This is a genomic window from Polaromonas jejuensis NBRC 106434 (assembly GCF_001598235.1).
Taxonomy (GTDB): domain Bacteria; phylum Pseudomonadota; class Gammaproteobacteria; order Burkholderiales; family Burkholderiaceae_C; genus Polaromonas; species Polaromonas jejuensis.
Genome location: NZ_BCYO01000007.1, coordinates 93,693 through 108,506 on the forward strand (window position 1 = coordinate 93,693; position 14,814 = coordinate 108,506).

A 14,814-nucleotide genomic window follows, 5' to 3' on the forward strand; every position below is an offset into this window, starting at 1 on the left:
TGTTATCTAATTGCTACCGCGTTGGATTCCTGGGGTTGCCAACCGCCGCCGAGCGCTTTAAACGCCGCAACCGCCGCGCGTGCGGATTCGGTTTGCGCTTGCGCTCGCGTATCGGAGGCGCGTAGCAGGTTTTCGTCGGCCTGCAAGACTTCGATCAGGCTGAGTACCCCTTTTTGATATGCCGCAAACGAAGCTGATCGTGCGCGGCCGAGAGAGTCCACTCCCTGGGCAAGTACAGTCGCCTGCTCCTCGCGCTTGACCAGAGCCGAAAAGGCGTTTTCTACGTCCTCAGTTGCCCGCAGTACGGCAAGCCGATACGCAGCCAACATCTCGGCCTCCTGGCCCCTGGCCTGGTCGATCTGTGCGTTGATGCGGCCAAAATCGAACAGACGCCAGCGCAGACCCAGCACACCGGCGGCCTGACTGGCGCCGCTGGTGAACAGATTGCCGCCGGACACCGATGTCGCGCTGCCGATCAGCCCACTCAGAGAGAGTTTGGGGTAGTACTCGGCAATGGCGACACCGATACGGGCATTCGATGCGGCAAGGCGGCGCTCAGCCACGATCAGGTCAGGGCGGCGCCTTAGCAACTCACCTGGGGAGCCTGTCGCAGTGATTTGTGGGGCAGCAGGAATGACACTAGCATTGGCCAGTTCCATCCGATGCGTTCCGGGTGGTGAGCCCAGCATCACGTCAAGCGCATTCATGGCCACGTCCAGACCCGCTTCAAGGACCGGCACGGACGCCCGAACCTGGGCAAGCTCACCTTCGACCTGCCTCACTTGAAGTTCGGCCGCCAACCCCTTCCCATACAAAAGGTTAATGGTTGATAGCAATTGCTGCTGCGTCTGCACCTGCCGGCGGGCAACGTCGAGGCGGGTTTGCAGCCCACGAATGATGATGTAGGTGTCGGCGGTCTGTGCCGCCACAGCCAACCGGGTGGCGGTTGCGCCGGCCTCCGACGCCTGGTACCCGGCAAGTGCCGCTTCCTTTCCACGACGCAAGCCCCCGAATACATCTAGTTCCCAGCTCGCGCCGAGATTGGCTTCGTAAGAACTGCCGTGGCGGTCGAAACCGGGGCTCGAGCTCAAGACTTTGCCCAGAGGCGTTTCAAGGGATTGGTAGGCTCTTGCTGCCTGGCCGCTGACGTTGCCGGAAGGCAGCAACGCGGCATTTGCCGCCCCAAGCTCCGCGCGCGCCTGGGTGACGCGAGCGGACGCCTGCGCGAGATCGAGGTTCTGCTCCAACGCCAGCGTGACGAATCGGGTCAGTTGCGGATCGCCGAAACCCGTCCACCATGTGACCAGATCGGCATGGGCAGTGGCATGCCGCTGGTCAACCGCTGGTTGGCCCAGGTACTGTTGCGGCATGGGCGTATCGGGCCTGACGTAGTCGGGACCGACAGAGCAGCCGGCCGAGAGGCCGGCAACAATGAATATGGCAAGGGTGCGTTTGGGCAACATAGACTTGTTCCAGGTCATAGAGTCGATACTGTGACTATAATACAAAACAGTCACTCGTTGTTCACTTCTCGGGATAGAGGTAAGCTTCAGACCATGAACAAAGCGACCACTTATCCGGTTTCGGCCCGCGGCCCGGCCGACCACGACGTGCGAGATCAGATCGTTACCGCGGCCACCGAGCACTTCAGCCGCTACGGTTACGAGAAAACGACCGTCTCCGATCTCGCCAAAGCCATCGGGTTTTCCAAGGCTTACATCTACAAGTTCTTTGAGTCCAAGCAGGCCATCGGCGAGATGATCTGCGCGAACTGCCTGCGCGAAATCGAAACCGAGGTCAGTGCGGCTATTGCAGGGGCCGACACGCCACCAGAGAAGCTGCGGCGGATGTTTAAAGCCATGACTGAGGCGAGCCTTCGCCTGTTTTTCCAGGACCGAAAGCTTTACGAGATTGCCGCATCGGCCGCTACAGAGCGCTGGCAGGCAGTTCATGCCTACGAAGAACGCATCCAGAAGCTGCTTCAGGACGTCTTGCAGGAAGGCCGGCAAACCGGAGACTTCGAGCGCAAGACACCCCTGGACGAGACGGCGTTGGCAATCTATCTGGTCATGCGCCCCTACCTCAATCCTCTGCTCTTGCAACATAGCTTTGACTACAACAAAGAGGCGCCGGCGCATTTGTCGAGCCTGGTGCTCCGCAGCCTGTCACCCTGACACAAAACAGTGACTATTGACTAATTAGGTCACTAGTACCATAATGAAAGTCCAATTCATTTCGTCAATGGGACTTTCATGCTCAGGCGTTACTTCGCTACATCTACAGTCATTTGTGCATTGCCTTTTGCGTTGGCCGCTTGCGGCGACAAGACGCAATCTGATCCACGTACCGAGGCGCCGCTGGTACGTGTGGCCACCATTCAGGGCTCGGTCGCTGCGTCTCGCGCGTTCACCGGGACCGTAGCCGCTCGGGTACAAAGCGATCTGGGCTTTCGGGTCTCCGGTAAGGTGCTGGAACGCCTTGTGGATACGGGGCAAACCGTTAAGCGTGGGCAACCGCTCATGCGCATCGATCCCGTCGACCTGAAGCTCGCAGCTCATGCGCAGCAGGAAGCGGTCGCCGCCGCCCGAGCGCGAGCGCAGCAAACGGCGCTGGACGAAGCCCGCTACCAGGACCTGCGCGGAACCGGTGCAATTTCAGCCTCAGCCTATGACCAGGTCAAGGCTGCAGCAGATGCGGCCAAAGCCCAGCTCAACGCAACCGAGGCGCAGGCCGAAGTCGCTCGAAACGCGAGCCGCTATACGGAATTGGTGGCAGATGGCGATGGCGTCGTCATGGAAACGCTGGCTGAACCCGGCCAGGTCGTCAATGCGGGGCAGGTCGTGGTGCGTGTGGCCCATGCCGGCCGCCGTGAAGCCGTCATTCAACTACCGGAGACCTTGCGCCCTGCGGTCGGTTCAACCGGGCTGGCCACGCTCTTTGGCCAAGAAGGCGTAGCCGTTCCGACCAGACTCAGGCAGCTCTCGAACGCCGCAGACCGGCTGACGCGCACTTTCGAGGCGCGGTATGTGCTGGATGGAGATCTGTCCAACGCCCCATTGGGCAGCACAGTCACCGTTCAAATCCCGGATGCAAATTCCACTACGCAAGGCGGCTTTTCGGTACCCATTGGTTCCCTGTCCGACGCGGGCAAAGGGCCGGGAGTCTGGGTCATCCAGGGCGAGCCAGCAAAGGTTTCGTGGCGGCCGGTAACGGTCCAGCGCCTGGGCGACGACAGTGCTCACATTGCAGGTCAACTCAAGCAGGGTGACCGGATAGTCGCACTTGGCACGCATCTGCTGCGCGAAGGCGAGCAGATTCGCGTGGCTGGTCAAGCGGTCGCAACCGTAAGCGCGCGGCCATGAGCGAAGGACGTTTCAACCTGTCGGCGCTCGCCGTGCGCGAGCGCTCCATCACTCTGTTCCTGATCTGCCTGATCTCGCTGGCCGGGCTCATTGCGTTCTTCAAGCTGGGCCGGGCGGAAGACCCTTCCTTCACCGTCAAGGCGATGACGATCATTACCGCCTGGCCAGGGGCAACCCCGCAGGAAATGCAGGACCAAGTCGCCGAGAAGATTGAAAAGCGACTGCAGGAACTGCGTTGGTACGATCGCACCGAGACCTATACCAGACCGGGCTTGGCCTTCACGACCTTGAACCTGCTCGACACCACACCGCCCTCGGAAGTGCAGGAGCAGTTCTACCAGGCCCGCAAGAAGGTCGGAGACGAAACCAACAACCTTCCGTCCGGCGTGATCGGGCCGATGGTCAACGACGAATATGCAGACGTCACCTTTGCCCTGTTCGCGCTCAAGGCCAAAGGCGAGCCGCAGCGCTTGCTGGTGCGCGATGCGGAGACGCTGCGCCAGCGGCTGCTGCACGTGCCGGGCGTCAAGAAGGTCAACATCGTCGGTGAGCAGTCCGAGCGCATCTATGTCGAGTTCTCGCATGAGCGCCTGGCAACGTTGGGCGTCAGCCCGCAGGAGGTGTTCGCCGGGCTCAATAGTCAGAACGCCCTGACGCCCGCAGGTTCGGTGGAAACCAAGGGCCCGCAGGTGTTTATCCGCCTGGACGGCGCGTTCGACGAATTGCAGAAGATCCGCGATATGCCGGTCATTGCGCAGGGACGCACCCTGAAGCTGTCGGACATCGCCACGATCAGGCGCGGCCATGAAGACCCCTCGACTTTCCTGATCCGCAATGGCGGCGAACCCGCGCTGCTGCTCGGCATCGTCATGCGCGATGGGTGGAACGGGCTCGACCTCGGCAAGGCGCTGGACAAAGAGGTGGCGGCGGTCAACGCCGATCTGCCGCTCGGTATGGGCCTGACCAAGGTCACGGACCAGGCTGTCAACATCAGTTCGGCAGTCGATGAATTTATGGTCAAGTTCTTCGCCGCGCTGCTGGTGGTCATGGTGGTGTGTTTTGTCAGCATGGGCTGGCGGGTCGGTATCGTGGTCGCCGCAGCCGTGCCGCTGACGCTGGCGACAGTCTTTGTGGTAATGCTCGCGACCGGCAAGAACTTCGACCGCATCACGCTCGGCTCGCTGATCCTGGGGCTGGGCCTGCTGGTCGACGACGCCATCATTGCGATCGAAATGATGGTGGTGAAGATGGAGGAAGGCTACAGCCGCATCGCCGCCTCCGCCTATGCCTGGAGCCATACTGCCGCGCCCATGCTTTCGGGAACGCTGGTCACGGCCGTCGGTTTCATGCCGAACGGTTTCGCCCGGTCGACCGCAGGGGAATACACCAGCAATATGTTCTGGATCGTCGGTATCGCGCTGATCGCTTCGTGGGTGGTTGCCGTGGTCTTCACGCCCTATCTGGGCGTCAAACTGCTGCCCGACCTCAAGCCGGCCGAAGGCGGCCACGAGGCGCTCTACGACACGCCGCGCTACAACCGCTTTCGCAGACTTCTGGGACGCGTGATCGCGCGCAAGTGGCTGGTCGCCGCTTCCGTCGTGGGTCTGTTCGTGGTGGCCATACTCGGCATGGCGGTCGTCAAAAAGCAGTTCTTTCCGATCTCCGACCGGCCCGAAGTGTTGATCGAGGTGCAGATGCCCTATGGCACGGCTATCGTCCAGACCAGCGCCGCCACGTCGAAAGTGGAAGCCTGGCTGGCCCAGCAAAAGGAAGCCAGGATCGTCACCGCTTACGTCGGCCAGGGCGCGCCGCGCTTTTACTTCTCGATGGGGCCGGAGTTGCCCGATCCATCGTTTGCGAAGATCGTGGTGCGCACCGACAACCAGGACGAGCGGGAGGCATTGAAACACCGGCTGCGACAGGCCATCGCCGAGGGGCTTGCACCGGAGGCACGGCTGCGTGTCACCCAGCTCGTATTCGGACCTTATTCACCGTTCCCGGTGGCCTACCGGGTCACCGGCCCCGACCCCGACAAGTTGCGAGAAATTGCGACTGACGTGCAGCAGGTCATGGCCGCCAGTCCGATGATGCGCACCGTCAACACCGACTGGGGCATGCGTACGCCCGCTCTGCATCTCACTTTGCAACAAGACCGGTTGCAGGCCGTCGGGCTGAGCTCCAACGCGGTGGCGCAACAACTGCAATTCTTTCTGACGGGAGTCCCCATCACCTCCGTGCGCGAAGATATCCGTACGGTGCAGGTCGTCGCTCGCGCGGCTGGCGAGGTCCGGCTCGACCCCGCCAGGGTCGGCGACTTCACGCTGGCTGGCGCTAACGGGCAGCGCATTCCACTGTCGCAACTGGGCAAGGTCGACGTACGCATGGAGGAACCCGTCATGCGTCGGCGCGACCGCATGCCCACGATCACGGTCCGCGGCGACATCGCCGAAGGCTTGCAGCCACCGGACGTATCGGCAGAAATTACCCGGCAGCTTCAGCCTGTCATGGACAAGCTGCCTAGCGGTTATCGCATTGATCAGGCGGGCTCCATCGAAGAATCAGGCAAGGCGACGTTCGCGATGCTGCCGATCTTCCCCATCATGCTGGCATTCACCCTGCTCATCATCATCTTGCAGGTGCGCTCAATCTCCGCGATGGTCATGGTTTTCCTGACCAGCCCGCTGGGACTGATCGGCGTAGTGCCGACCCTGCTTCTGTTCCAGCAGCCATTCGGCATCAATGCGCTGGTCGGGTTGATTGCGTTGTCGGGAATCCTGATGCGCAACACGCTGATATTGATCGGGCAGATCCGCCACAACGAACAGGCGGGACTGGCTCCATTCCACGCGGTCGTCGAGGCCACTGTGCAGCGAGCTCGGCCGGTAGTCTTGACAGCCTTGGCTGCGATCCTGGCCTTTATCCCGCTGACCCATTCGGTGTTCTGGGGCACCCTCGCTTACACGCTGATCGGCGGCACCTTCGCTGGGACGGTTCTGACTCTGGTGTTCCTGCCGGCCATGTATTCCATCTGGTTCAAGATCCGCCCGGCAACAGAAGCTGATCCGCGCTGATTTTATCTTCTTCACCATTCACGTATCGAAAGGATCTGCTATGTCGAAATCCACCGTGGTCGTTGTTACTGGCGTGTCATCGGGCATCGGACGTGTCGCCGCAGAAAAGTTCGCGAAGCGAGGATGCCAGGTGTTCGGCACCGTGCGCAGCATCGCCAAAGCGAAACCACTGCCCGGTGTCGAACTCATCGAGATGGACGTTCGCGACGACGCTTCTGTTAAACGTGCAATCCAATCCATCATCGACCAGGCCGGCCGTATCGACGTGCTGGTCAACAACGCGGGAATGAACATGATTGGCGCGGTGGAGGAAACAACAACCAGCGAGGCCGCATCTCTGTTCGACACCAACGTGTTCGGCATAGTGCGCACCACACAGGCGGTACTCCCGCACATGCGAGCGCAACGTCGCGGCAGGATCGTCAATGTCAGCTCCGTGCTCGGCTTTCTCCCGGCTCCGTACATGGGGCTTTATTCGGCCTCCAAGCATGCTGTGGAAGGACTGTCCGAAACCCTGGATCATGAGGTGCGTCAGTTCGGCATCCGCGTGACACTGGTCGAGCCGTCTTATACCAAGACCAATCTGGAGGCCAGCTCGCCTCAGGCAAAGTCAAAAATCGCGGACTATGACCGCGAACGCGACATCGTCTCGCGCTCTGTCGCCGATAGCATCAACGGCGCGCCTGAACCTTCTGAGGTGACACACACGATCGTCGAAGCGGCACTTGGCACCTGGCGTATGCGCCGCACTCCGGCCGGACAGGCATCCCTCTTGAGTAAATTGCGCCGTTTTATGCCTGCGGGCCCTGTCGATGCAAGCCTGAGGAAAAAGCTCGGCCTGTGATCGATAGCGTAAAGATCGTTCCGATGCGCAATTTCATATAGCGCCTCCTTGTGGACCGATATTATCTGTGCAACAAAGTCACGTGACTCACTGACCGCTTTGGAGCGCATGCTCGGATGGCGGGTTCGGACACCATGCGGGCCGCCGTGACCGACCGCTGACTGGTACTCCACCCGATGCAATTGGGTTTCCAGAAAGCTGCCGCTGGCGGATGCCCGCTTCCGCTGCCTTGCAGCCACCCAAGCATGAAAAATTGAATGTCTTCAGGGCAGCAGACGATCTCAGTCCAGTCGAAGCAGTTTGCGACAGACAGCCTGTCAGGCGGACGCCTTACAGATAGCCCCGCAACGCATCCAGCGTCCTGGCCGTCGCTCCCCGATTGCGTTCCGCGAACGCCATTCCAGCAGCCACCGCTTGCGCCAGCGCGGGCGAATCATTCACCAGCCCCAGCGCGGCATTCACGGCCTCCGGCATTTCGGCCACGCGCCGCGCAGCGCCCTCAGCCTCGGCCAGCTCAGCCGCTTCGCTGAAGTTGAAGGTGTGCGGCCCCATCACGACCGGGCAGCCGCAGGCGGCGGCTTCGATGAGGTTTTGCCCGCCCAGCGGCGCAAAGCTGCCGCCCAGCAGGGCGACGTCGCTCAGACCGTAGTACAGCGCCATTTCGCCCAGGGAATCGCCCAGCCAGACATCGGCGCTCATCGCCTCGTCGCTCTCGACAGGGCTGCCTACCCAGCTTGAGCGGCGCGACACGCGCAGGCCATGCTGCGCCACCAGCGCGGCCACCTCGTCAAAGCGCTGGGGGTGGCGCGGTACGATCAGGGCCTTGAAGGGTTTGGCAGTGCCATTCGCTACTGAATTTATAGCTGGTACCGCCCGATTCGCCTGGGCTACAGCCACTATTTTCTTGAGGAACTCGTCTTCCTCGCCCTCGCGCGAGCTGGCGAACATGATGACCGGCTGCGTCAGCGCTTGCCGCCAGGCCTGGCCTTGGGCGAGTTGGGCGGCGTTCGGTGTGGCGTCAAACTTGAGGTTGCCAAACACGCCCGCGACGGGTGCGCCCAGCCGGCGAAAGCGCCCGGCATCGGCCTCGGTCTGCGCGTATACCGCCGACAGTGCGCCATAGGCCGGGCGCGACAGCAGTGCCATGCCTTCGGCCTGCTTCAAAGACTTGGCCGAGAGTCGCCCGTTCACCAGCACCAGCGGCATGGCACGCGCTTGAGCCTCAGTCACCAGGTTGGGCCAGATTTCGGTTTCCATCAGCAGGCCCAGGCGCGGCTTGAAGTGGCTGAAAAAGAGCGCCACCGCCGCCGGGCTGTCCCAGGGCTGCCAGACCTGGATGTCGCCGGGCTGGCCCAGGGCTTTGAGCAGCGCCCGCCCCTCTTCGCGGCCGGTGGCCGTGCCGTGCGTGAGCAGCAGGCGCAGGGCCGGTTGCTGCGCGCGCAGCGCCTTGAGCAGAATGGCCGCGGTGCGGGTTTCGCCCAGCGACACGGCATGCACCCAGACCAGCTCGGCGCGCGTTTCGGCCGGCTGGCTGTAGCGGCCAAAGCGTTCTTCCACGGCTTCCAGATAGCCCGGCTCTTTCTGGCCACGGCGGGCCAGCTTGCGGCGCAGCAGGGGCTGGCCCAGCGTCATGAGGGCCGAATACAGCCCGTGGGCCACGCCGTTCATGAGGCTCATGCAGCCTTCACCGTGTCAAGACAACCCAGCCAGGCCTGCCACACCTGATCAACGCTGGGCGTGGGCTGCGCAAACACGCTGACCTGTCTTTTGACGATACCGGGCGGCAGGCCTGCGCCGGGGCCGGTGCGCCAGGCGGTGTCGAAGTTGTAGATTTGCACATGCGGCAAATCCAGCGCCACAGCGATGTGGCTCACGCCGCTGTCCACGCCGATCACGCCCGCGCAGCGGGCCAGCTGCTGCGTCAGGGCGTCCAGCGAAAGCAGGGGCCAGATGACTGCAGCGTTAGAGGCTTGAAGGTTCAGCGCCTCGGCAATCGCCTGGCTGGTGGCCAGTTCGCGGGCGTTGCCATGCGGCAGCACGACCTGGTAGCCGGCGGCATTGAGGCGCTGGCCCAGTTCCACCCAGTGAGCTAGCGGCCACTCCTTGTCGGCGCGCGAGGTGCCGTGCACCAGGGCCACTTGATTCGCCGCATCTGCTATGGTTTCAGGAGCTAATGACGCAAGCTCGTCAAGGTCTGGCGGCACTTTCAGCCCAAAATCCGCCGCGCCCTTGAAGGCATAGCCCAGCGCCCGTGCGGCCAGTTCGCGGGAGCGTCGGACGGCGTCGATGTGCGGTGCTACCCGTATCGCCACATCGGCCACCCAGCGCGTGGGCGCCTCGTAGCCGGAACCATCGGTCTGGTTGGCCAGCGCATAGCGTTTGCCGCCCGGCGCCAGCCGCGCCAGGCGGGCCACCAGCGCCGACTTGCTCAGGCCGTGCAGGTCGATGACCGCGTCGTAAGGCGTCTGCTGCAGATCGGCCTTGAAGGCACGCCACTGCTGGCGCGTGGCGGCCGACAGCGGCGACTTGCGCCAGCGCCGGATTTCGCAGGGAATGATGCGCTGCAGGGCCGGGCTGCGCGCGAGCAGCGGCGCAAAGGACTTTTCCACCACCCAGTCGATCTGCGCTTTGGGCAGGGCGGCGCGTATGTCCTGCAGCACCGGCAGCGTATGGACCACATCGCCCAGCGACGAGAGCTTGACTAAAAGTATCTTCACTACAACGTGTTCAATGCGCCGCAGCGGCAAAGCTGGCGTCGGGCTTGACGCTGCGCAGCAGCGCCAGCATGTCGGCCTCGATGCGCTTGAGCGCTTCGGGCGTATGGCCTTCAAAGCGCAGCACCAGCACCGGCGTGGTGTTGGAGGCGCGGATCAAGCCAAAGCCGTCGGGCCAGTCCACGCGCAGGCCGTCAATAGTGAAGACCTTCGCCGGTTCCGCAAAATCCGCCGCCTTGATCAGCGCCGCCACCACGGTGTGCGGCTCGCCCTCGGCGCAGGCCACGTTGAGCTCCGGCGTGCTGTAGCTGGTGGGCAGGCCATTGAGCAAAACACCCGCATCCGGCACCCGACTCACAATTTCCAGCAGGCGCGCACCGGCATACGTGCCGTCGTCAAAGCCGTACCAGCGCTCCTTGAAGAAGATGTGGCCGCTCATCTCGCCGCCCAGCGGCGAGTCGATTTCCTTCATCTTCGCCTTGATCAGGGAATGGCCGGTCTTGAACATCAGGGGCACGCCGCCGGCCGCCTCAATCTCGGGCGCCAGGCGCTGCGAGCATTTCACGTCAAACAGAATCGTGGCGCCCGGCACGCGCGACAGCACATCGCGGGCAAACAGCATCATCTGGCGGTCGGGGTAGATGTTCTGGCCGTCCCTGGTCACAATGCCGAGCCGGTCGCCGTCACCGTCAAAGGCCAGGCCCAGTTCGGCATCGCCGTCCTGCAAGGCGTGGATCAAATCCTGCAGGTTCTCCGGCTTGCTGGGGTCGGGATGGTGGTTGGGGAAGTTGCCATCGACTTCGCTGAACAGTTCGGTGACCTCGCAGCCCAGCGCGCGGAAAATGGCGGGCGCCGAGGCGCCGGCAATGCCGTTGCCCGAATCGATCACGATCTTGAGCGGCCGCGCCAGCCGGATGCCCGAAACAATACGGTCGCGGTAGTCGCCCTCCACATTGACTTGGCGAATCGCGCCGCCGGTCGTTGGCATCGTCCAGTTTTCAGCTTCCATCATGCGGCGCAGCGCCTGAATCTCTTCGCCGTAAATGGCGCGGCCGGCCAGCACCATCTTGAAGCCGTTGTAGTCCTTGGGGTTGTGGCTGCCGGTGACCTGGATGCCGGAGCGGGTCAGCGTGCTGGCGGCGAAGTAGAGCATGGGCGTGGTGACCATGCCGACGTCCACCACCTCGACGCCCACCGCGGCCAGGCCGCGCATCAGGGCGGCGCCGAGCGCGGGCCCGCTGAGCCGGCCGTCACGGCCGACGGCCACGGTTTTTTCGCCTTCCGCCAGCGCCGCCATGCCAAAGGCCTTTCCCAGGGCTTCGGCGACCTCTTCGTTGATGGTGGACGGCACCACACCGCGAATGTCGTAGGCCTTGAAAATGGATGCGTTGACTTGCATGGGTGAAGCTTCCGGGAAAGAGAGTTGGATCGCGTCGATTGTAGGCGTGGCCCCCAGGCGGGCTCGTGCCTGGCCGCCCGCCAAAGCGCCGTCATGAACATGTCCGAAAACGGCTAGTCCACGGCGGGGCCAAGCGTATCATTTGCCCCATGACGACCGCCAATACCCCTCTTGCTGACGACGACTGCTACCTCGCCCTGAAGGCGCGGGACGCCCGTTTTGACGGCAGCTTTTTCACCGGCGTGACCTCCACCGGCATCTACTGCCGGCCGGTCTGCGGCGTCAAAACCCCCAAGCGCGAAAACTGCCGCTTCTTCCATCACGCCGCGCAAGCCGAGAGCGCCGGCTTTCGCCCCTGCCTGCGCTGCCGGCCCGAACTGGCGCCGCATTCCGTGGTCTGGTCCACCCAGGACGCGTCTTATATCCTGGCGCACCAGGCGGCCCGGCTGCTCGATGAGCCCGAGGTCTGGTCAGACGGGGCACCCTCGGTCGAGAAGCTGGCCGCCCGCCTGGGCGTGAGCGACCGCCATGTGCGGCGGATTTTCGAGGCGCAGTTTGGCGTCTCGCCGATGCAGTACCTGCAGACACGGCGGCTGCACACCGCCAAGCAGCTGCTGGCCGACACGGATTTGCCGATCACCCAGGTCGCCTTGATCAGCGGCTACGCCAGCGTGCGGCGCTTCAACGCCGCCTTCGTGGAGCACTACAAACTCAACCCCACGCAGTTGCGGCGCCAGGGCCCGGGCCGAGCAGGCCACGCCAGCGATGGCATCACCATCCGGCTCGGCTACCGCCCACCTTACGACGTGGCGGCCATGCTCGGTTTTTTCAGCATGCGCTGCATCAACGCTATTGAATTCATAGCTTCTGACGCCCAACAGCCGGGCATGGGCAGGACATTCCGCATCGAATCCGGGGGCAAGGTGCAGGCCGGCTGGCTGCTGGCAAGTTTTGATGAGGCGCGCTCCCAGCTGGTGCTGCGCGTCAGCGACTCGCTGCGCGAAGCGCTGCCGCTGGTGATTCGCCGGGTGCGCGCCATGTTCGACCTGGACGCCGACCCGGCCGCCATCAACGGCGTGCTGCACAAGCACTTTCCGGGCGGCGACGGGCTGCGCGTGCCCGGTGCGCTGGACGGTTACGAGCTGGCCGTGCGCGCCGTGCTGGGCCAGCAGATCACGGTGGCCGCCGCCCGCACCCTGGCGCAGCGCATGGTGGACCGCTTTGGCGAGGCTATAGAAACGCCCTGGCCGCAGCTCACGCGGCTGTTCCCCGCGCCCGCGGTGCTGGCTGCGGCCAGCGGCGATGCGCTGGGCCAGCTCGGCATCGTTAGGCAGCGTCAGGCCGCCATCGTCGGCCTGGCCCGGGCCGTGGCGGACAAGCGCCTGCCATTGCACGGCGGCGCCGATGTCAACGCCACCCTTGCCACGCTGAAGGAGCTGCCCGGCATAGGCGACTGGACGGCGCAGTACATCGCCATGCGCGCCCTGCGCTGGCCCGATGCCTTTCCCGCCGGCGATGTGGCCCTGCACAAGGCGCTGGGCGTGCAGGGGCTGAAGAACCCGGCCCGGCAAGCCGAGCTGGCGTCGGCTGCGTGGAAGCCCTGGCGCAGCTATGCCGTCATCCGGACCTGGAGCGGGACCTGGGCGGCCACCGGGCCCGGCACCGAACCGGCAGCCCCAAGTGCCCAATCCGCTTCCAAATTGATAGCTGAAAACGCCAACCATAAAAGGGCTACAGCCCTAAAACGCTCAAAAAAGCAGATTCCAGCCAAATCAGAGACACTCCAAGGTGAACACCATGAAATTTGACCCCTCCATTGTCCAAACCCGTTTCCAGAGCCCTTTGGGCACCATGATCCTGGCGGCCACGGCCAAGGGCCTCGCCGGGCTCTGGTTTGAAGGCCAGCGCCATCTGCCTCCGGAACTCTCGGGGCGGCCCGGGCAGGCCGTCTGGCCCACAGACCCCGATCATTCCGTGCTGAAAGAAGCCAGCCGCCAGCTCACCGAATATTTCGCAGGCCGGCGCAGCCATTTCGAGCTGCCGCTGGATCTGTCCTATGGCACGGCGTTTCAGCAATCGGTGTGGCAGGCCTTGCTGAGCATTCCGCAGGGCGACACCGCCAGCTACGGCGAAATCAGCGCGCGCATCGGCAAGCCGGCGGCCGTCCGGGCCGTGGGCGCCGCCGTCGGGCGCAACCCGGTCAGCGTCATCGTGCCCTGCCACCGCGTGCTCGGGGCCACGGGCGCCCTCACGGGTTATGCCGGCGGGCTGGACCGGAAGACGACCCTGCTTGAGCTGGAAGGCGCATTGCAGGGGAGCCCGCTGTGAGCGCACCCGCGTCCGGCGCGACGGTGGCCGTCAGCGCTTCTAAAAGCTGGGCCAGCGACTTTGTGCTGCTGGCCGCCATCTGGGGCTCGTCGTTTCTCTTCATGCGCATCAGCACCGTCGAGTTTGGCCCGCTGCCCACCGCCGCCCTGCGCGTGGCGATTGCGGCGCTGTTTCTGCTGCCCATCGTGTGGCTGCGCGGCCTGCTGCCGGTGCTGAAGGCGAACTGGAAACGCATAGGCCTGATAGGTCTGCTCAATTCGGGCATTCCGTTTGCCTGCTTTTCGTTCGCCTTGCTGTCCATCACCACCGGGCTGTCGGCCATCCTGAATGCCACGGTGCCCATGTTTGGCGCGTTGATCGCCTGGGCCTGGCTCAAGGACAAACCGACCGCCTCGCGGGTGCTGGGCCTGGTCATCGGCTTTGCGGGCGTCGCCATGCTGGCCTGGGACAAGGCCAGCTTCAAGCCCGACGCCTCGGGTGTGGCACCCGGCTGGGCGGTGCTGGCCTGCCTGCTGGCCTGTGTTTGCTATGGCATTTCCGCCAGCTATGCCAAGCGCTACCTCGCGGGCCTGCCGCCGCTGGTGACGGCGGCCGGCAGCCAGCTGGGCGCCACCGTGGGCCTGGCCCTGCCCGCCGCGTGGCTGTGGCCGGCGCAGATGCCGGGCAGCTCCGCCTGGCTGGCCCTGCTGGCCGTCGGCGTGCTCTGCACCGGGCTGGCCTACATCCTGTTTTTCCGCCTGATTGAGAATGCCGGCCCGCCGCGCGCGCTGTCGGTGACGTTTTTGGTGCCGGTGTTTGCGGTCCTGTACGGCCTGCTGTTTCTCGGCGAATCGGTCACGCCCTGGATGATCGTCTGCGCCGGCGTGATCGTGTGCGGCACGGCGCTGTCCACGGGCCTGCTGAAGCTGGAGCGCTAGGGCAACACATCATCGGCCGGCCACGCAGCGTGGCGCACAGGATAAAGCCCAAGGGGAAGCCGCCCGTGCCGGCGCCAAGCCGGCATCCGGAACCCTGGCGGCCGACGAATTGACGGTTTGAACCGTCAATCTGGCGCAGGAATTGCTCTGAAATATCGTTATGCATGCCGGGGACCCAC

General features: G+C 63.9%; 11 protein-coding genes. 7 read left to right on the forward strand and 4 right to left on the reverse strand.

Translation table 11 applies throughout. From position 1 onward, the window contains the following. Positions 1–2 precede the first annotated feature (2 nt). Positions 3–1,463 (reverse strand): efflux transporter outer membrane subunit, encoded by a 1,461-nt coding sequence (locus PJE01S_RS10735; protein WP_068833591.1) that lies wholly within the window; start codon positions 1,461–1,463, stop codon positions 3–5. 93 nt (positions 1,464–1,556) lie between these two features. Here PJE01S_RS10735 and PJE01S_RS10740 point away from each other — a divergent pair, with 93 nt between their 5' ends. From PJE01S_RS10740 to PJE01S_RS10755, 4 genes are all read left to right on the forward strand, one after another. Next, the gene (locus tag PJE01S_RS10740) at positions 1,557–2,174 is read left to right on the forward strand and encodes a TetR/AcrR family transcriptional regulator (RefSeq protein ID WP_068833593.1); all 618 of its coding nucleotides are present in this window, start codon (positions 1,557–1,559) and stop codon (positions 2,172–2,174) included. A gap of 78 nt (positions 2,175–2,252) precedes the next feature. After that, positions 2,253–3,362 (forward strand): efflux RND transporter periplasmic adaptor subunit, encoded by a 1,110-nt coding sequence (locus PJE01S_RS10745; RefSeq protein ID WP_068833595.1) that lies wholly within the window; start codon positions 2,253–2,255, stop codon positions 3,360–3,362. Next, complete coding sequence (locus PJE01S_RS10750) at positions 3,359–6,433, forward strand: efflux RND transporter permease subunit (RefSeq protein WP_068833597.1); 3,075 nt, start codon at positions 3,359–3,361, stop codon at positions 6,431–6,433. Before PJE01S_RS10745 ends, PJE01S_RS10750 begins: the two co-directional genes overlap by 4 nt. Before the next feature lie 40 nt (positions 6,434–6,473). Further along, complete coding sequence (locus PJE01S_RS10755; RefSeq protein ID WP_068833605.1) at positions 6,474–7,277, forward strand: oxidoreductase; 804 nt, start codon at positions 6,474–6,476, stop codon at positions 7,275–7,277. A 330-nt stretch (positions 7,278–7,607) separates the two neighbouring features. Here the strand turns inward: PJE01S_RS10755 and PJE01S_RS10760 are convergent, their stop codons facing one another. Genes PJE01S_RS10760 through PJE01S_RS10770 form a run of 3 tightly spaced genes read right to left on the reverse strand, consistent with a single transcriptional unit; the run spans position 7,608 to position 11,390 of the window. Beyond that, positions 7,608–8,945, reverse strand: a complete 1,338-nt coding sequence (locus PJE01S_RS10760; protein WP_068833607.1) for a 3-deoxy-D-manno-octulosonic acid transferase — start codon at positions 8,943–8,945, stop codon at positions 7,608–7,610. A 5-nt stretch (positions 8,946–8,950) separates the two neighbouring features. After that, the gene (gene waaC, locus PJE01S_RS10765) at positions 8,951–9,994 is read right to left on the reverse strand and encodes a lipopolysaccharide heptosyltransferase I (protein WP_068833720.1); all 1,044 of its coding nucleotides are present in this window, start codon (positions 9,992–9,994) and stop codon (positions 8,951–8,953) included. 10 nt (positions 9,995–10,004) lie between these two features. Next, entirely contained in the window at positions 10,005–11,390 is a 1,386-nt protein-coding gene (locus tag PJE01S_RS10770; RefSeq protein WP_068833608.1) for a phosphomannomutase/phosphoglucomutase, read from the reverse strand. Between the two features lie 149 nt (positions 11,391–11,539). Here PJE01S_RS10770 and PJE01S_RS10775 point away from each other — a divergent pair, with 149 nt between their 5' ends. From PJE01S_RS10775 to PJE01S_RS10785, 3 genes are read left to right on the forward strand one after another with little or no spacing between them, the layout of a single operon-like run. After that, a complete protein-coding gene (locus tag PJE01S_RS10775) occupies positions 11,540–13,198 on the forward strand; it encodes a DNA-3-methyladenine glycosylase 2 family protein (protein ID WP_084389463.1) in 1,659 nt (552 codons plus the stop codon). Next, positions 13,188–13,718: a methylated-DNA--[protein]-cysteine S-methyltransferase gene (locus PJE01S_RS10780; protein WP_068833610.1), complete on the forward strand. Its 531-nt coding sequence runs from the start codon at positions 13,188–13,190 to the stop codon at positions 13,716–13,718. Before PJE01S_RS10775 ends, PJE01S_RS10780 begins: the two co-directional genes overlap by 11 nt. After that, positions 13,715–14,635 carry a DMT family transporter gene (locus PJE01S_RS10785; RefSeq protein ID WP_068833611.1) on the forward strand — a complete coding sequence of 307 codons (921 nt, stop codon included), beginning with the start codon at positions 13,715–13,717 and terminating at the stop codon, positions 14,633–14,635. Before PJE01S_RS10780 ends, PJE01S_RS10785 begins: the two co-directional genes overlap by 4 nt. Positions 14,636–14,814: the final 179 nt, after the last annotated feature.

Bases quoted from the DNA above. Each gene is read 5' to 3' on its own strand.
- PJE01S_RS10745 (WP_068833595.1), top strand. From the start codon at position 2,253: ATGCTCAGGCGTTACTTCGCTACATCTACAGTCATTTGTGCATTGCCT.
- PJE01S_RS10750 (WP_068833597.1), top strand. From the start codon at position 3,359: ATGAGCGAAGGACGTTTCAACCTGTCGGCGCTCGCCGTGCGCGAGCGC.
- PJE01S_RS10775 (WP_084389463.1), top strand. From the start codon at position 11,540: ATGACGACCGCCAATACCCCTCTTGCTGACGACGACTGCTACCTCGCC.
- PJE01S_RS10770 (WP_068833608.1), bottom strand. From the start codon at position 11,390: ATGCAAGTCAACGCATCCATTTTCAAGGCCTACGACATTCGCGGTGTG.
- PJE01S_RS10760 (WP_068833607.1), bottom strand. From the start codon at position 8,945: ATGAACGGCGTGGCCCACGGGCTGTATTCGGCCCTCATGACGCTGGGC.
- PJE01S_RS10780 (WP_068833610.1), top strand. From the start codon at position 13,188: ATGAAATTTGACCCCTCCATTGTCCAAACCCGTTTCCAGAGCCCTTTG.
- PJE01S_RS10735 (WP_068833591.1), bottom strand. From the start codon at position 1,463: ATGTTGCCCAAACGCACCCTTGCCATATTCATTGTTGCCGGCCTCTCG.
- PJE01S_RS10740 (WP_068833593.1), top strand. From the start codon at position 1,557: ATGAACAAAGCGACCACTTATCCGGTTTCGGCCCGCGGCCCGGCCGAC.
- PJE01S_RS10755 (WP_068833605.1), top strand. From the start codon at position 6,474: ATGTCGAAATCCACCGTGGTCGTTGTTACTGGCGTGTCATCGGGCATC.